This window comes from Agrobacterium sp. CG674 (assembly GCF_053521645.1).
Map to the genome: position 1 here is coordinate 869,575 of NZ_JBNWDZ010000001.1, position 17,237 is coordinate 886,811.

Sequence of the window (17,237 nt, forward strand, 5' to 3'; positions counted from 1 at the left end):
ACATGGGTGGTAGTACGCCAAAGGAAACAACAACAAAAACAGAGCCTTGGGACGGTGCACAGCCCTATATCCTGAAATATCTGGATCAGGCTGACAAACTCTACTCCGCTGGGAAACCCGAATATTATAAGGGTGACACGGTAGCGGGTCAGTCATCCGCCACTAAAGACGCTTTGGCTCAGCAAGAGGCTCTTGCCCGCTCGGGTAGTGCTGCAAGCGGATTGGCCGGGGCAAGCAATGCGGTGAATAACATCACTTCCGGTAATGCGTTCAGTGGACAGGCGAATAACACCCTGTCTCAGTTGCAGAACGGTATCAATTTGGGAACTAACCCTGCTGCTGGAACCGCTGCAAGCCTAGCCGCTGGCACTACAAATGCGCCGGGGAATGGAACGCTTGCGGCGGGTCAGAATTTCACGAACGCCGCTTTTGGGGCGCAGCAGGCACAAGCAGGGGCTTTGGCTTCCGGCAACAATCCCGCGATGGACTATTTGAAGCAGACAGCGTCGGGTGCGAACATCGGCAACAATCCATATCTGGATTCGATGGTCAGCAATCAGCAGACGAAGATCGCAGACCAGTTCCGAAACATTACCGCTCCGCAGATTGATGGACAGGCTGCAAGTCTTGGCCGCATGGGATCGGGTGCATATGCGACACAGCGCAACAATGCGGAAACGACCGCTGCAACTGCGATGGCCGACGTTGCGACGAACATGTACGGCAATCAATACAACACGGACAAGGATCGTCAGTTGTCGGCTGCTGGACAGTACGGCAATTTCTACAACAGCGATCAGACCAACCAGTTGAACGCTAATCAGAACCTAGCAAGCACGAGTTCCAATCAGCAGGGCTTGCGCAACGATGCTGCGAACGCCTCGAACAGCCAATACCAGTTCGACAAGAACATGCAATTGCAAGGCGCTGGCCTACAAAGCGACATCTACAATTCTGGCATCAGCAATCAATTGCAGAACAAGAATCAGATGCTCAACGCTGCAAACTCGCAGGCTGGCAATCAGGTATCACAGGCTAACACGCAGTTGGCCGGTGCTGGCATGGCTGGTGACCAATACGCAAACCAGTATCTACCAACGGACAAACTTGGTCAGATCGGTTCGCAGATTGATGGCAGAAATCAGGATGTGTTGAACTCGGATATTCAGCGTTGGGACTTCCAACAGAACCAGCCGCTCTCGAATATCGCCAACATGATCAATCTCGCCAATAACGGAAACTACTCGAATACATCAACGCCAGTTTATTCCAATAAGGGCGCACAGGCTATGGGCGGCATAACATCGGTACTCAGCCTACTCGCAATGTGCGACGAGCGAACAAAGATCGTCTTCGAATGCGTTGGTAAATTCCCGAACGGCGTTCCGATGTACCGTTTCGCCTACAAGGACAATCCAGACGAGGTGTTCATTGGTCCAATGGCTCACGAAGTCGAGGCCGTGTTGCCGGATGCAGTCGTTGAGATCAACGGTATCAAACACATCATCACTGACACATTCATGGAGGCAGCGTAATGTTTTTGCCACTCGATATTTTGAAACTATTTGCTGGTCAAAATCCTCCAACAGGCGTGATCGGAACCGCGCAGCAACCTCCAGAAGAAGACGAGGCAAATCAACCGCCTGAGCAGAAGAACTTGCTGGCACGCTTTGGGCCACAAGACCCAGAAGAGCGTGCACAGTTGAGCCAAATGCTGTTGCATATGGGCGCTGGTATAATGGCCGCTGGTGGTCCGAGCAAAGACCCGATGAACTTCGGCAGTGCCGTTGGAAAGGGAATGCAGGACGGTGCCAAGAATTTCGCGGAGCAACGTAAACTAGCCGCTGATGCTGGTGCTTCTCGTATGAAGGCACGTGGCGAGCAAGTGAAACTTCAAAGCGCGGCTGAGGCGCAGGAATTTGCATCCGGTCTGTCACCGAATGGCGAAGGCGCTTACACCATTGCGGACCTAAAGAAACTGCATCAGCGCTATGTCTCTCTTGGCGAATATGCGGCTGCAAACACGATCCTAGAACGCATTCAGCGTCTTGATGATGAGCGTCGCAAGGACGGTATGGTTCTTGGCTCAGATGGCGATTACGAAGTGGCAGGCGGGGTAGGGTCGAGCGTTGGTTCTATCGAACGCCAAAAGGCCGCTGGCCGCGTTCAAGGCGAAGAATTGTTCAAGAAGACCGACGACATTCGCGAATACGAACTCTACACGGATCAAGAGATCAGCGCTGGCCGCTCGCCGCAGGACTTCACCACATGGTCACGTCAGAACAAAAAGTCTGGTTCGACGCAGGTCAACGTCGGTGGCAACAGCGACAAGTTCAAAGAAAAGTCCGACGAACACGCTGCAAAGCGTATCGACGAGATTGCGGCTGAAGGTGCAGGCGCAAACCAGATGATTGGCGATATGGACTTGCTTATCGATCTAGGCCGAAAGGTTGAGACTGGTAAGGGCGCGGAATGGAAAGCCGCTATTGGTCCATACGCGCAAATGGCTGGTGTCAGCGTTGATGGCCTCGATGAAATTCAAGCGTATCAGGCTGTTGTCTCTCGTATTGCTCCTAACCTTCGCCCAGCGGGTTCCGGTGCAACGTCGGACTTCGACGCAAAGCAGTTCCTCCTGAGCATCCCATCTATCGGCAACACTCGTCAGGGTAACGAAATTATCGCAAGCACGATGCAGAGTGTTGCGCAGAACAAGATCGCGGCTGCTGAAATTGCCAACCGCGCACAGCGTGGCGAAATTACGTGGCAAGACAGTTACAAAGAAATGGCGGCACTTCCGAACCCTTACAAGGCGTTCAAAGACTACAAGAGCGGAACTGATAAACAGAAGGACGGGAACAAGCAGCCAGCACAAAGCGGGGCGATTGTAACTGGTGGTGATGGCGTTCAATACCGTTTCAAGGGCGGTGATCGCAACAAAAAAGAGAACTGGGAACCCATCCTATAACCCGCAATAAGCGGAGACATAAGAAGCCCGAAAAGGGACGAGGTGCATATTGGCAAAGCCAAATTTGAACAGCAATGCGATGTATGCGTATCGCTATCTACAGGACAAATACAAACTCCAACCGCATCAGGCCGCTGGTGTCGTTGGAAATCTGATGCAGGAAAGCACGATGAATACCGGGGCTAGAAATCCCGGTGATGGCCGTGATGGCACAGATAGCATTGGTATCGGCCAATGGAACGGCCAACGTGCTCGCAATCTCCGTGCATTCGGTGGAGAAAACGCAGGGTCTCTCGATACGCAGTTGGATTTCGTCATGCACGAGATGGCCGGCAAAGGAGAGAACGGGGCCGGTTCCGAAGCCTATGCCTATAACAAATTGATGGCAGCCGATAACGTCCACGATGCTACGGCTGCGATGATCTCTTTCGAACGTCCACAGGGCTGGACGCGTGCAAACCCCACAGCGGGACATGGCTTTGACAATCGCTTGTCATGGGCTGGTGAAACACTCGGTATGTCGCCGGATCAAATCGTCGCTGCCAGTCCGAAGTCCTCACAATTACCAGTGGTTCAAGCGGGGCAGGCGCCTCAAGCACAGGCACAGGCACAGGCACAGGCAGCAACACCAGATGAGCGCGGTATCGGTAAGAAGATTTTCGACCGTGTTCTAGGCACTGAAACAGCCGATCAAGCCAAAGCGTCATTGATACCGAAATTGCTACCCGACGAATTCATGGGGGTTAACACCAAGAAGGGGATCAACCTTCTCGGAGCGCTCAGTGGTGCCTTTAGTAACTCCGGTCAAGACGACCAACTAAATCAACAGGCACAACAGGCAGCACAAGCAGGGCAATCACGTCGCTACCAGTCGCAGCCAGTTCAGATGGGTTTCATGAGTTCACAGGCCGAAGCGAAGAACGAAGTTCCCGGTGGCATCAATTCACTGGCCGAACTGACGCCGGAAGAACTGATGGAACTGCTTAAGAAACAAAAGAATGGAGGTCTTGGTGGCCTCGGAGGATGGCGCGTATAATGGCAATGCCTTGGGAAATGGACTGGAATCAGCCAGAAAAAGAAAAGACAGTAGATGGTCCTACAGGTGGAATGCCATGGGAACAGGATTGGTCGGCTGAACAAGAGAGCGAACCTGAAACAGTGTTCAGCGGTTCATTGCTACCGTTCAGCAAGGACGAGAACGGCGATGTGAGTTTCGATAGTAATGCGGGTCTTCTCGGTGGTGTTAAACGTGCCTTCATGACCCCCGGCGATGCAATGGCCGGTAAGTTCGATCCATCGAGCGAAGAGGGCATTGCCCGCGCATTCGAGTTCGCGACCACGTTCAGCCCAGCCGGTGCGCGTTTTGCAAGTCCGAAAGTGGCGGAAACAGTTGTTCCTCGAAGTGGCTTCAACCCCGTCAAGAACAGAATAATCGGAGGTGCAGACGAGGGCGCTGTGATTGCGCAGCGCGTCAAGGACTTCGCGGATATCGGCGTGCAGCCCACAACGGGCATGGTTTCCGGTTCAACTCGTGCAGCGGCAAAAGAGCAAGCACTTGCATCGACTGGCGTTGGCACGAACCTACAGGCTCGCATGGCCGATGCTTTCGCGAAACAGGGTGACGAATTCACCCGCGTTGTCGATGGCATTACCACCCGCAACAACCCAGTGGCCAAGACGAACACTCGTCAGGAACTCGGTGATATGCTTCGCGAACAAGCGCAAGCGGCCAAGGACGCAGCATTCGCACGTTCTGAAAGCCTCTACGATGACGTAGGCCGTTTGACCGGCGAACGCGCTGTGTCTGGTGATGCCACAAAAGCGTTCAGCAAAACCCTAGCCGACACGAAAAAGGGTCTTGGAAAGTCCGAGGCAATCAATCGTGGTCCTCAACTGGATCAGGCATTGCAGCAGACAAAGGCGATTGTCGAGGACATGGGCAAGGGCATGACCTTCACCAAGTTGAAGGAAGCCCGCACAGCAATTTCTCAGATCGCAAACCGGCCCGACGCGGACCCTGCATTGAAAGCGCACCTACAGGGGCTTCGTAACGCGATTACAGCGGATATGGAAGCAACAGCACGCGGAGCAGGAGATAACGCCCTACAGGCGTTCCGTAAGGCGAATAACCACTATCGACGCACTGTTGATGCCGACACTGGTTTCGGCAAGGGCAGCGCAGTTAGCACGGTCTTGAACAAAAACACGCCGGAAGAAATCTTCGGCTACGTCATGGGCAAGTCGAAAGAGGGCGGTTCTCGCTTGAATGCGGTTCGTCGTCAGATCGAGAAGTCCGACGATGGAAAAGCCGCATGGGATAATCTCACCGGCTCAGTTGTTGAGCGCATGGGCTTGAAGAGCGCCGATGACGTAAGTTCCTACGATCCCGGCACCTTCTTGCGTAACTGGAAGACGATGGCACCGGAAGCCAAGGACGTACTGTTTAAGGGAACAGGCCGTTCGCAGTATCGTACAGACCTAGATCGTCTGGCTCGAATTGCCGACGACATGGGCCGCTACAATAAGCAGAAGAACCATTCCAATACCCAAACCCATAAGACGATGCTTGAAGAAGCCAATCCCTTCGACAAAACAAGTCTTCTAGCCGCTGCGCTTGGTGGCCCAAAAGCATTCGTATTGGCTGCGGGCGCAAAGGGCGCGAATTTCGCTACAAAAGGATATCAGGCAAAAATGCTTGCTAATCCGGAAACTGTTCGCTGGCTGGCTGGCATTCCAAAGGCCCAGGTCGAGAAGGGTGGACTGCGCACGCACGTTGGTAATCTCGTGAACATCGCACGCAAAACACCAGACGCAGCAACAAGAACAGCGGTCCATGAATACCTGCGCAGCGTGGGCTACGACGTACAAAACGAAGATAACGAGTAAATATCGGAATACGAAGCGGCGAAGATCGCTCGTGACACCCAATAAGAACAATAAGAAAGCGGTGATCGCCAATGGTAGACATTATTGACCCTAAATGGTCTGAACTCGATGCAAGCAATAACAGTGCTGCACCGGACGGTATTCAAGGCAACTACGCCCCAAGCACAGTCGCACCGATCCTTCGAGGCACGAGAGCCGGGGTGAAGCGCTTCTATAACCGCATCAACGCGATCTATACGGCAACAGGTTCAGCATCGGCGCTCGCTCTAACATTCGCACAAGCCCCAAGTGGATATTCGAAGGGCGAACGTATCGCGTTCTTCCCGAATGCCACAAATACCGGTGCAATGACGCTCAACATCAATTCGATGGGTGCAAAGAGCATTCTTTCGGCAGATGGAACACCACTGAATGCCGGTGATATCACAAATGGCCAGTTTACTGAGGTTGTCTATGATGGAACTGCATTCAGGCTTGTTACGGGTGCAGGGCAACGGTTCACAGGAACGATCACGGCAGGTGGTTTCTCCACAAGCGGTCCGTTGACTGCTGGTGCAACGACAGTTCTCAACCTTACGACAAGCGGCACCATAACAACCTCTGCTGGTCTAACCATCAGTGCCGCGGCAGGGACGGATCGTATTGTGGGGTGGAAGACTGCGGGTACACAGCGTTGGTCCGCGTTTGCGAACGCTTCGCCTGAAACTGGCAGCAATGTCGGCTCTGACTTCGCTGTTGCACGATACGCTGATAATGGAAATTACATTGATGCGCCTTTGATTATCAATCGCGCTACCGGCAATATCTCCATTGAAAAGCAACTGACGGTCAAAGGTAGATTGTATGCTGGAACAGCCGGTACATTCTTGGAAACTGATGGAAACGTCGTTTTCACAGGAGGGATGACAACTCACGGTGTGAACCTAGGCGACGCGCTTAGTCGCAAGGCGAACCTCGCAAATCCTAACTTTACCGGTGTTGTGGGCTTGCCGGGTGTATCGGCTAACGAATTCAAGCAAGGTAACGCCGACGGTGCCAGTTACTCGCAGCACAATATTGCGATGAAGGGCTGGTGGGGCTTGGGTATGCAAGACCATACCAACGCTGTAAACGGCTACTACGACTTCCGTTCGGGTAAATGGGACACCAAGGGAGGCTTCTTCAAGAATGGCACCGAAGCCGTTTACAATAATGGTGGGATCTACGGTATTAACATTAGCGGTGCTGCCAACTACCTCAAAGAAGGTGGCTCAAACAGAGGCATGACCTTCAATTGGAACGGCCAAGGGGGTCAGCCTGATTGGTTATGGGGAGGTAATGACGGGACGAGTATGTACGTATATTCGCCAAATAACTTCTCGGTCAAAAACTCAGCCCAATTAGGTGGGCTTGCTGCATCTGATTATGTAACCAAGGCACAATCGGGTTCGACCTTTTTCGGCGAATACACAATAAACGGAACGTTTATCGATATCACCGGTCTCCCCGCGAACATCAAGAATATCTCGCTTGTATTCAAGAACCTCAATGGAACGAACGTAAACGTCAATCCGATGGTTCAGTTTAGAACCGCCGCAGGGGTTATCAGTTCTGGTTACTTGTCAACAACAGTTGCGGTTGCAGGGAGCGCGGCCTCGGCCTCAAGCGTCAATGGCTTTATGATCAATTACATACCACAAACGCCCACTTATCGAGGCGTTCTAAATCTGTATCGTGATAAGCCAGGTGGAAACAATTGGACAGTATCCGGAATTATCTCGCATTACCCATCGCAGCAAACTTTTCCGTCTGGCGATGTCGCACTCAGCGCCGATATTAATGGCCTTAGAATTACATCGACAGCGGGTAATGTGGCCTTCACTGGAACAGTGTCTGTTTGGATAGAACGATAATCGGCGCTGACTCTCTACACCTCGTGAAAGTCTACAGCCGAATAATATTTGAAAGACCGAGACGCTGGAATTCGGCTTCAGCGTGTTCGGGTCTATAGAAAGGTGATCTGAGCGAGACCAAGACGCTCTCGCTCGGCTTCGGCGCAGTCCACGGCTCTGTCCATTTCTGGAAACGAAAGCGCAGTCACTACACCGTGTTCGGTCACGCGAACCGTCCAAAGATCGTCCTGTTGAAACAACTCGACCTTGTTTGCAAGAGCGTCATCAATGATTTTGAAAATGTCTTCCATGCCACCTGCATACCGCCAGGCAATGCGGTATTCCAGTACGACTTTTCATGTGTACGATACCGTACGATATTAGGTTCGTCGTATCTCTTAGGCCAGCATGAGCCAACAACCCAGTTAGCAGGAAAGAGGCGTGATCCTCACCGGTCTCCCGACAACCATCAAACGTTTCGACAAAACGGATTTAGAAAGCGCACGCTGCAAACACTCCCAAAAAAAGTAGTGTAAACACCAGAAAACACTTACGTGCTGTTTTACACCACCAAGCGCGTGGGCGGCGGTGTGCAGAACTTCGAGGCGGTGAAGCTCATCAAGTTCGCCGCCAGCTAAGGCGATCGTTTCATCTTTCAAAAGTGCGTCATGCCGGGTTGCCGACATGACGCTGCATTCCAAAATTCCCGAGGACATCATGACCTATGCACAGATTACCCCGCCGCAAGCGGAGGCGCTGACGCTTGCCGATGTGAAAGCGCATTTGCGGGCAGATGGCAGCGATGAGGATGCGTTGCTGACATCACTGATAAAGACGGCACGCGAATATCTGGAGCGCCAGACCGGGCTGTGCCTGATGCGCCAGACCCTTCGGCTCTATCTCGACGGCTGGCCGCGTGATGGGGTGATTCAGATTGCCAAGGGGCCGGTGCAAGCCATCGAAAAGATTCTGGTTTTCGATGATGCGGGCGACCCTTTTGACGCGACCGCCACAGACACGCTGCTGGACGGGCAGGCACGGCCAGCGCGGCTGTGGCTGCGCCAGCCGCCAGCACCCGGCCAGCCGCTGAACGGCATCGAAATCGATTTTACCGCAGGCTTTGGCGAAAGCGGCGCCGACGTGCCCGACACGCTGAAACGGGCCATGCTGGTGCATATCGCCCATATGTTTGCGTTTCGTGGTGTCGTTTCCGCAGCTGACCAGCCCGCAGGCGTGCCTGCCGGTTATGACAGGCTGGTGGCACCCTTTTGCAGGCTGGGGCTGTAAGCCATGAACCTGACCTTTCTCGACCCCGGCCAGATGACGGCGCGTCTGGACCTGGAAGCACCACAGGACGTGGCTGACGGGCAGGGCGGCGTTGTGGCCGGATGGGTGGTGCTGCGATCTTTCTGGGCGGCCATCGAGCCGGTGTCTCAAGGGCCTTATGAGCGGGCCTCTGCCGATGGTGTGGCGGTGACGCACCGGATCTGGGCCATGTTTCGGGACGATATTGCGGCGGGCATGCGGCTGCGAAAGGGTGCGCGCATCTTTGCCGTGAAGTCCGTTGTCGATGCCGATGAAACGCGCCGCTTCATCATCTGCCGCTGCGAGGAGGAAAGCCGATGAGAGCGGCCAACGCATTGTTGCAGGCCATTCACGCACAGCTGAAAAGCGACGCCGCACTGACGGCGCTGGTGGGCAGCAACGGCATCGTCGACCGGCTGCTGCCACGACCTGTGATGCCCTGCGTGGCCTTTGGCGAAATTGAAAGCCGCCCCTATGCCACTGCGTCCGAAGGCGGTGAGGAGCATATTCTGACACTAGAGGTGTGGAGCGACGATGGCGGGCGAAAGCTGGCGCAGGACATTGCCGTGCGCATTCTGGCGGTTCTGGACGATGCGCCGCTGGTGCTGGGCGGCAATATTGCGCTGGTCAGCCTGTTTTTTCGCTCCAGCCGTTCCGTGCGGCAGACGAAATCCCGGCAGTTTTTGACCGAGATCCGGTTTCGCGCCGTGACGGAATAATCAACTTTATCAATTTTGAAAGGACGAGCCATGGTGGCGCAGAAGGGCAAGGACCTGCTGCTGAAGATCAACAATGCCGGGACTTATGTGACGATTGCGGGCTTGCGCACGAAGCGGCTGGCCTTCAACGCGCAAACCGTTGACGTGACCGATGCGGAAAGTGCCGGGCGCTGGCGGGAGTTGCTGGCGGGGGCGGGCGTGCAGCGCGCCGGATTGACGGGATCTGGCATATTCAAGGACGTGCAGAGCGACGCGCTGGTGCGCACGCAATTCTTTGCCGGGACAATTTTGACCTATCAGATCGTCATCCCGGATTTCGGCACGCTGCAAGGGTCCTTCCAGATCAGCGCGCTGGAATATTCCGGCCGCCATGACGGCGAGGTGCAGTTTGAAATCGCGCTGGAATCCGCTGGCGCCATAACCTTTACGGCCTTGTGATGAGAGCCGCCAATTTTGGGCGCGCCAACCGCAGGCGTGGTGAGGTGGAAGCGGTGCTGGATGGTGAGCGGCGGATATTGTGCCTGACGCTGGGCGCGCTGGCGGAACTGGAAACAGCCTTCTGCGCCGATGATCTGACCGGGCTGGCGGAACGTTTTGCTAGTGGACGGATGAAGGCCGCCGACATGATCCGCGTCATCGGTGCGGGTCTGCGCGGCGCGGGCAATGTTTTTTCCGACGACGACGTGGCGACCATGAGCGTTGAGGATGGAATTGCCGGTTATGCGAAGATCGTGGGAGACCTCCTGACCGCGGCCTTTGCTGGAACCGGCACGGGAGGGGAGGCACACGCTTCCCCCTGAAAGCCGCAGCGGGCGAAGGCCCGGCGCAGGACACCAGACCCTTTCCCTGGGACGAGGTGATCCATGCGGGCCTGAGCCTGCTGCGGCTTTCCCCTGACACATTCTGGGCGCTGACGCCGCTGGAATTCTTCGCCATGACCGGCGGCTTGAGGCGACAAGCGCAAGCCTTGAACCGGCACGGGCTGGACGATTTGATGCGGCAATTTCCCGACGGGTGAGTGGGAAGGCGGTGTAAAAAATGGCTGCAGTTTCAAACCACTGGCTTCTCCACTTGAATCAGAAAGGTAGGGACGATGGCTGATGAGACAAATTTTGCCGACCAGCGGGACGATGCGGAGGCGCTGGTCTCTGTGATGGACGATCTGGAAAAGCGATCGCAGCGGTTTGGATCGGCCCTGACCTCTGCATTGCAGGCCGCCACCACAGGGGGCAAAGGGCTGGATAGCGTTTTGCAGGGGCTGGGAACGCGGCTTTCCAACATAGCCTTGTCTGCCGGATTGAAGCCGCTGGAGAACATGCTGTCGAGTGCCGTCAGCGGCCTGACCTCGGGCGCGGGGTCGCTGTTTGCCTTCGCCAATGGCGGCGTGCCGGGGCGGGTGACGCCTTTCGCCGATGGCGGGGTGGTTTCAAGCCCGACATTCTTTCCCATGGGCGGCGATATGGGGCTGATGGGCGAGGCGGGCAGCGAGGCCATTCTGCCGCTGAAGCGTGGTGCCGATGGCTCACTGGGTGTCGCCGCTGGCGGTGGCGGCGGTGGCACGCAGATCGTGTTCAATGTGACGGCAAGCGACGCGGCGAGTTTCAGGCGCAGCGAGGGGCAGATTTCGGCCATGCTCGCGCGCAGCGTGGGGCGCGGGCAGCGCGGGCTATGAGCCATTCCGCTCAGGAATTCAGACGATAATTCAGGAAAATCAGAACCATGGCGGCATTTCATGAGGTGCGGTTCCCGCTGCGGCTGGCGCTGGGGACCAGTGGCGGACCCGTGCGGCGGACCGATATCGTCAACCTGTCCAACGGGCGGGAAAACCGGAACCAGCGCTGGCGAAATTCCCGCCGGGCCTATGATGCGGGGTCTGGCGTCCGCTCGGTCAGCGACCTCTATGCGGTGCTGGAGTTTTTCGAGGCGCGCGGCGGGCAACTCTACGGCTTCCGGTTTCGAGACCCGGTCGATTTCCGCTCCTGCCCGCCGCTGACCGTGCCGACGGCGATGGACCAGCGCATTGGCACCGGTGACGGCGTGACGGCGTCGTTTCAGATTTCCAAGACCTATGCCGATGTGGCTGGTGGCTGGACACGCACCATTGCAAAGCCGGTGGCGGGTACGGTTGTGGTTTCGGTGAATGGCGTGGCGGTGACGGGTTTCACGACCGACCATGAGACCGGCATCGTGACCTTCGCGGGCCCCCAAGTGCCCGCCGCCGGTGCGGCTATCAGGGCCGGGTTCGAGTTCGACGTGCCGGTTCGTTTCGATATCGATCGCATCGATGTGAGCCTGAGCGCCTTTGAGGCCGGGCGCATTCCTTCCATTCCTCTTGTGGAGATTTTGCCGTGAAGAACGTGCCAGCAGAGCTTGCCGCGCATCTGGAAGGCGAGGCGACGACGACGTGCCAGTGCTGGAAGGTGTGCCTTCGTGATGGGGCCGTGCTGGGTTTTACCGAGCATGATGAGGCCCTCACATTTGGCGGTGTGACTTACCTCGCCGCAAGCGGTTTTCAGGCCGGTGAAAACGACAGCGAAACTGGGCTGGCGGCGGCGAGCGGCGAGGTGGCGGGCGGCTTTTCCAGCGAGGCGGTTGAAGAGGCCGATCTGGCAGCGGGGCGCTATGACGGGGCGAAGGTGGAGCTTTACCTCGTCAACTGGCAGGTGCCGGAGAAGCATGTGTTGCTGAAAGTGCGCGAGATTGGCGAGGTGACGCGGGCGGGCGGTGCCTTCAAAGCCGAGCTGCGGAGTTTTGCCCACAGGCTCAGCCAGCCGCAGGGGCGGGTCTATGGGCGGCGCTGCGATGCGGCGCTGGGGGATGCGAGATGCAAAGCCAATGTCGCGGCTTTTCGTGCAACTGGGTCGGTCGTTTCCATCAATGGCACGGGGCGGATCGTTGTTTCGGGGCTTGGCAGTTTCGCGGAAGGGTTTTTCCGACAGGGCAAGCTTGCCTTTTCCGGCGGGGTGAATGCGGGTCGCAGCTTCGATCTGGATGACCATGCAGTGCGCAGCGGGGTGACGGAGCTGAGTTTCTGGCTGCCGCTGGAGGCTGCACCTGAGGCTGGCGACACGTTCACCGTAACGGCTGGCTGCGACAAGAGCTTTGCGACATGCAAGGCGAAGTTTTCCAACCAACTGAATTTTCGAGGGTTTCCGCATATGCCGGGCGCTGATTTTGCCTATTCCTATGTGACAAGCCGCACGCAACATGATGGCGGGGCACTGTTTTGATGGCCGATATGGGAGAGCAGGTTTTAAGCCTTGGGACAGACTGGATCGGCACGCCCTACCGGCATCAGGCCTCCACCAAGGGTGTGGGCTGCGACTGCCTTGGGCTGGTGCGCGGCATATGGCGCGAGCTTTATGGCGAAGAGCCGGAACTGCCGCCGCCTTACGCCCGCGACTGGGCCGAGCGCAGCGGCGAGGACCGGCTGCTGGCGGCGGCGGCGCGGCATTTCGACAGGGTTGAAAGCCTTGGCGAGGCGCAGCCGGGTGACATGGTGCTGTTTCGCTGGCGGCCGGATTGTGCGGCCAAGCATGTGGGCATTCTGGCGGGGGCGGACCACTTCATTCATGCCTATGAGGGGGCGGCGGTGCTGCGCTCTGCACTGGTGCCATCCTGGCGAAAACGCATTGCCGGTATATTTCGATTTCCGCAGAGGTGAGTGATGGCGACCTTGGTTTTACAGGCGGCGGGTGCCGCCATCGGCAGCATTTTCGGGCCGGTTGGGGCCATGATCGGCAGGGCGGCAGGTGCGCTGGCAGGCAGTGCGCTTGACAGCGCGATGCTCTCCTCCTCGAAAACCGTCACAGGGGCACGGCTTTCCACGGCGCGTATTCCCGGTGCCGAAGAAGGGGGCGCGATAACGCGTGCCTATGGCACGGTGCGCATTGGTGGCACGCTGATCTGGGCCACGCGGTTTGAGGAAAGCGTGACGCGGGAGCGGCAGGGTGGCAAAGGCGGTGGCGGCAGCTCATCGACCACGGTTGAGACCTACAGCTACTTCGCAAATCTGGCCGTGGGTCTGTGCGAGGGTGAGGTGGCGCTGGTGCGCCGGGTGTGGGCGGACGGGCAGGAGCTGGATCTGACCGGCATCGAGATGCGCTTCTACCCCGGCAGCGACGGCCAGCTTCCCGACCCGCTGATCGAGGCGCGGCAGGGGGCTGGCAATGCGCCAGCCTATCGTGGTCTGTCCTATGTGGTGTTCGAGCGGCTGCCGCTGGACAGTTTTGGCAATCGCATTCCGCTGTTTCAGTTCGAGGTGGTGAGGCCCATTGGCAAGCTGGAACGCCAGATCCGTGCCGTGACCATCATTCCCGGCGCGACCGAGCATGGTTATGCCACCGTGGCGGTTTCCGAGCGGGCGGGCGCTGGCGAAAGCCGGGTGATGAACCGCCACACATTGACGGCGGCCACCGACTGGCAGGCCTCGATGGACGAATTGCAGGCGCTGTGCCCCAATCTTGAAAGCGTGGCGCTGGTGGTTTCATGGTTTGGCACGGATATGCGGGCGGGTGAGTGCCGCATTCTGCCGGGTGTGGAGGTGGCCTTCCGTGACCGCGAAAGCGCGCATTGGTCTGTGGCGGGGATGGGGCGCGGGCAGGCGCGGCTCGTGAGCAGGCGCGACGGTGGCCCCGCCTATGGCGGCACGCCAAGCGATGCTTCCGTTTTGCAGGCGATTGCGGATTTGAAGGCGCGGGGCTTGAAGGTGTGTCTCTACCCCTTCGTGATGATGGATATTCCCTCTGCCAACGGCTTGGCCGACCCCTATGGCAAGGCCGAGCAGGATGCCTATGGCTGGCGGGGCAACATTACCTGCCACCCGGCAGCCGGAATGAGCGGCAGCGCCGACAAAACGGCGGCTGCGCGCACGCAGGTTTCCACCTTCTGCAACCGTGCAGACGGCTATCGGCGCATGGTGCTGCATTACGCGGCGCTGGCAAAACAGGCGGGCGGGGTGGATGCGTTTCTGATCGGCTCCGAATTGCGCGGGCTGACGCGGGTGCGCGACGGGGCGAGTGCCTTTCCCTTCGTGGAAGAGCTGGTGCGGCTGGCGGGCGATGTGCGCGCCATTGTGGGGGCCTCCACCAAGCTGACCTATGCCGCCGACTGGAGCGAGTATTTCGGCTATCACCCGGCAGATGGCAGCGGCGACGTGTTCTTTAACCTCGATGCGCTGTGGGCGAGCACTCACATCGACGCAATCGGCATCGACAACTATATGCCGCTTTCCGACTGGCGTGATGAGGATGTGCAGGGTGGCAATCCCGACGGTTTCGACGGGCCTGACGATGCGGCGGGCTTTGGCCGATCCATCACGGCGGGGGAAGGGTTCGACTGGTATTATGGCAGCGATGCGGACCGGGCGAGCCGCACCCGCCGCGCGATTTCGGATGGCATGAGCGGCAAGCACTGGGTCTTTCGCTACAAGGACTTGGGGCACTGGTGGCAGAACCGGCATTACGACCGCATCGGCGGTGTGGAAAGCACTGTGGCAAGCGCCTGGGTGCCGGGCATGAAGCCGTTCTGGTTTACCGAGCTGGGATGCCCGGCCATCGACAAGGGCGCGAACCGGCCCAACACCTTTATCGACCCGAAATCATCCGAAAGTGCCTATCCGCATTTTTCCAGCCGCATGCGCGCCGACAGCCAGCAGCGGCGGTTTCTGGAGGCGCATCATGACCACTGGGTAGGCGGTTCGGCCCCGGCGGGGATGGTCGATCCTAACAGGATTTTCGTGTGGACATGGGATGCGCGGCCCTTTCCGGCCTTTCCGCAGGACACGGCAACATGGAGCGATGGCGCGAACTGGCGCACCGGGCACTGGCTGAATGGCAGGCTGGGCGCGACCACGCTGGCGGACCTGATCACCGCCGTGCTTCAGGACCACGGCTTTGAGGACTTCGACGTTTCCACTGTCACGGGCGATGTGACCGGCTATGCGCAGGCCGATGTGACGGCGGCCCGCAGCCTGCTGGAGTCGTTGCTGGACGCGTTTCAGGTTCACGTGATCGAGGACGGGGGCACGCTTCGGTTCATCTCGCGCGGACGGGCGGCCACAAGGACGAAGGTGATTTCGGCCTATGCCGACAGCGACGATGCCGCACTGTGGTCCGAGGCACGTGGTCACGACAGCGATTTTGCCGCTGAAGCCGTGCTGACGGCGTTTAACCCGGCGCTGGATTATGAGCAGGCCAGTGTGCGTTCCCGGCGCATCGACAATGCCGGAAACCGGGTGCTGCGCTACGATCTGGGCGCGGTATTGGCGCAGGAAACCACGCAGAACATGGTGGAAGCCCTCTTGCGCGACAACCGGCTGGCGCGCCGCACGGTGAGCTTTTCGATCTCGCCCAGCGACATTGCACTGGACCCCGGTGACTGCGTGGAACTGGTGGATGGCCCCGCCGGTCGGTTCATGGTGAGCCGTATCGAGGATGGCGATTTGAGACGCATCGAGGCGCGGGAGTTTGCGCCTGCGGCGCTGACCGTTTCGCTGGAAGAAGCGCCACGCGCGAGCGCAAGCGGCGCATCCAGCGGGTTTGACCCCGACATCGTGCTGATGGACCTGCCGCGATTTGAGGCGGGCGAGGCGCAGAGCTTTGCGCGGGTGGCGGCCTATGCCCGGCCATGGCGGCGCATGGCGCTTTCCGTTTCGGCAGGGACCGAGGGTTATGTGGCACGGGTGCTGCTGGACCAGCCTGCGAAGATCGGCGCGCTTGGCAGTGTCTTGCCGCCGGGCCTTGCGGGACGGTTCAACGGGGCTGGCGCCATCGACCTCATGCTGCCCTATGGCGATCTGTCATCGGCGTCCGATCTGGCCGTGCTGAACGGCGCAAACCGCATCGCTATCCGCAGCGGAAATGGTACCTGGGAGGTGGCGGCTTTTGCGGTGGCGCAGGAGACATCATCAGGCCAATGGCGGCTGACGCGGCTGTTGCGCGGGCTTGCCGGAACAGAGGATGCGATGGCGGCGGGCGCGCTCGCAGGTGCCGAAGTGGTGGTGCTGGATGCGGGCGTCGTTGCCATGGGACTTCGCGCCGAAGAGCGCGGGCTGCAACTGAACTGGATCGTCGAGGCGGCAGGCGCGCAGGTTTCAAGCGTCGGACCATTCGCCTTTGCGGGTGGCACGCGGGCGGAAACGCCGCTTGCGCCGGTGCATCTGCGCGGCCTTCGCACAGCCGCCGGAGTGCGCCTGACATGGATGCGCCGGGGACGTGTGGAGGCCGATGGCTGGGATGCGGCTGATATTCCGCTGGACGAGGTTTCCGAGAGATACCGGGTCGAGGTGCTCTCCGGCAACATGGTTCGGCGCATGATGGAGGTGGGCGAAGCCGCCTGCCTTTATGCAGCAATTGATGAGCTTGCCGATTTTGGCGCGGCACAAAGCGCGCTTTCTGTGCGGGTGCGCCAGCTTGGCCGGGCCGTGCCGCTGGGCATTGCGGCCAGCCGCACGCTCAGCCTTTAAACTTCACAATAACGTCAACCGAAAGG

Annotated in this window: 18 protein-coding genes; 16 read left to right on the top strand and 2 right to left on the bottom strand. The window is 58.3% G+C overall.

What is annotated here, in order from left to right:
• Positions 1 to 2: 2 nt before the first annotated feature.
• The 5 genes from ACQZ51_RS04270 to ACQZ51_RS04290 all read left to right on the top strand — a co-directional run bounded on the left by ACQZ51_RS04270 (position 3) and on the right by ACQZ51_RS04290 (position 7,743).
• The gene (locus ACQZ51_RS04270) at positions 3 to 1,535 is read left to right on the top strand and encodes a hypothetical protein (protein WP_448775418.1); all 1,533 of its coding nucleotides are present in this window, start codon (positions 3 to 5) and stop codon (positions 1,533 to 1,535) included.
• Entirely contained in the window at positions 1,535 to 2,965 is a 1,431-nt protein-coding gene (locus ACQZ51_RS04275; protein WP_448775419.1) for a hypothetical protein, read from the top strand. Before ACQZ51_RS04270 ends, ACQZ51_RS04275 begins: the two co-directional genes overlap by 1 nt.
• Before the next feature lie 49 nt (positions 2,966 to 3,014).
• Positions 3,015 to 4,001 (top strand): phage tail tip lysozyme, encoded by a 987-nt coding sequence (locus ACQZ51_RS04280; RefSeq protein ID WP_448775421.1) that lies wholly within the window; start codon positions 3,015 to 3,017, stop codon positions 3,999 to 4,001.
• Entirely contained in the window at positions 4,001 to 5,851 is a 1,851-nt protein-coding gene (locus tag ACQZ51_RS04285; protein WP_448775423.1) for a hypothetical protein, read from the top strand. Before ACQZ51_RS04280 ends, ACQZ51_RS04285 begins: the two co-directional genes overlap by 1 nt.
• A 71-nt stretch (positions 5,852 to 5,922) precedes the next feature.
• The gene (locus ACQZ51_RS04290; RefSeq protein ID WP_448775425.1) at positions 5,923 to 7,743 is read left to right on the top strand and encodes a hypothetical protein; all 1,821 of its coding nucleotides are present in this window, start codon (positions 5,923 to 5,925) and stop codon (positions 7,741 to 7,743) included.
• 92 nt (positions 7,744 to 7,835) lie between these two features.
• Here ACQZ51_RS04290 and ACQZ51_RS04295 read toward each other — a convergent pair whose 3' ends face one another.
• Both ACQZ51_RS04295 and ACQZ51_RS04300 read right to left on the bottom strand, forming a co-directional pair.
• Complete coding sequence (locus ACQZ51_RS04295; RefSeq protein ID WP_448775426.1) at positions 7,836 to 8,033, bottom strand: hypothetical protein; 198 nt, start codon at positions 8,031 to 8,033, stop codon at positions 7,836 to 7,838.
• A gap of 114 nt (positions 8,034 to 8,147) precedes the next feature.
• Positions 8,148 to 8,408, bottom strand: a complete 261-nt coding sequence (locus tag ACQZ51_RS04300) for a hypothetical protein (protein WP_448775427.1) — start codon at positions 8,406 to 8,408, stop codon at positions 8,148 to 8,150.
• 31 nt (positions 8,409 to 8,439) lie between these two features.
• On the opposite strand from ACQZ51_RS04300, the gene ACQZ51_RS04305 reads away from it, so the two are divergent.
• From ACQZ51_RS04305 to ACQZ51_RS04355, 11 genes are all read left to right on the top strand, one after another.
• Positions 8,440 to 9,009: a head-tail connector protein gene (locus ACQZ51_RS04305; protein WP_448775777.1), complete on the top strand. Its 570-nt coding sequence runs from the start codon at positions 8,440 to 8,442 to the stop codon at positions 9,007 to 9,009.
• 3 nt (positions 9,010 to 9,012) lie between these two features.
• Complete coding sequence (locus ACQZ51_RS04310; RefSeq protein WP_448775428.1) at positions 9,013 to 9,348, top strand: phage head closure protein; 336 nt, start codon at positions 9,013 to 9,015, stop codon at positions 9,346 to 9,348.
• Entirely contained in the window at positions 9,345 to 9,746 is a 402-nt protein-coding gene (locus ACQZ51_RS04315; RefSeq protein ID WP_448775430.1) for a DUF3168 domain-containing protein, read from the top strand. The genes ACQZ51_RS04310 and ACQZ51_RS04315 overlap by 4 nt, the downstream gene beginning before the upstream one ends.
• A gap of 30 nt (positions 9,747 to 9,776) precedes the next feature.
• Positions 9,777 to 10,184, top strand: coding sequence for a phage major tail protein, TP901-1 family (locus ACQZ51_RS04320; protein ID WP_448775432.1), 408 nt, complete (start codon positions 9,777 to 9,779; stop codon positions 10,182 to 10,184).
• The gene (locus ACQZ51_RS04325) at positions 10,184 to 10,546 is read left to right on the top strand and encodes a gene transfer agent family protein (protein ID WP_448775434.1); all 363 of its coding nucleotides are present in this window, start codon (positions 10,184 to 10,186) and stop codon (positions 10,544 to 10,546) included. Before ACQZ51_RS04320 ends, ACQZ51_RS04325 begins: the two co-directional genes overlap by 1 nt.
• On the top strand, positions 10,543 to 10,764 hold the full coding sequence (locus ACQZ51_RS04330; RefSeq protein ID WP_448775778.1) for a rcc01693 family protein: 222 nt from the start codon (positions 10,543 to 10,545) through the stop codon (positions 10,762 to 10,764). The genes ACQZ51_RS04325 and ACQZ51_RS04330 overlap by 4 nt, the downstream gene beginning before the upstream one ends.
• Before the next feature lie 75 nt (positions 10,765 to 10,839).
• Complete coding sequence (locus ACQZ51_RS04335; RefSeq protein WP_448775436.1) at positions 10,840 to 11,418, top strand: phage tail tape measure protein; 579 nt, start codon at positions 10,840 to 10,842, stop codon at positions 11,416 to 11,418.
• Positions 11,419 to 11,465: 47 nt separating this feature from the next.
• Positions 11,466 to 12,098 (top strand): phage distal tail protein, Rcc01695 family, encoded by a 633-nt coding sequence (locus tag ACQZ51_RS04340; RefSeq protein WP_448775438.1) that lies wholly within the window; start codon positions 11,466 to 11,468, stop codon positions 12,096 to 12,098.
• A complete protein-coding gene (locus ACQZ51_RS04345; RefSeq protein ID WP_448775440.1) occupies positions 12,095 to 12,976 on the top strand; it encodes a DUF2163 domain-containing protein in 882 nt (293 codons plus the stop codon). Before ACQZ51_RS04340 ends, ACQZ51_RS04345 begins: the two co-directional genes overlap by 4 nt.
• The gene (locus ACQZ51_RS04350) at positions 12,976 to 13,410 is read left to right on the top strand and encodes a C40 family peptidase (RefSeq protein ID WP_448775442.1); all 435 of its coding nucleotides are present in this window, start codon (positions 12,976 to 12,978) and stop codon (positions 13,408 to 13,410) included. Before ACQZ51_RS04345 ends, ACQZ51_RS04350 begins: the two co-directional genes overlap by 1 nt.
• Positions 13,411 to 13,413: 3 nt before the next feature.
• Positions 13,414 to 17,211, top strand: a complete 3,798-nt coding sequence (locus ACQZ51_RS04355) for a baseplate multidomain protein megatron (protein ID WP_448775443.1) — start codon at positions 13,414 to 13,416, stop codon at positions 17,209 to 17,211.
• The last annotated feature ends 26 nt before the right edge of the window (positions 17,212 to 17,237 follow it).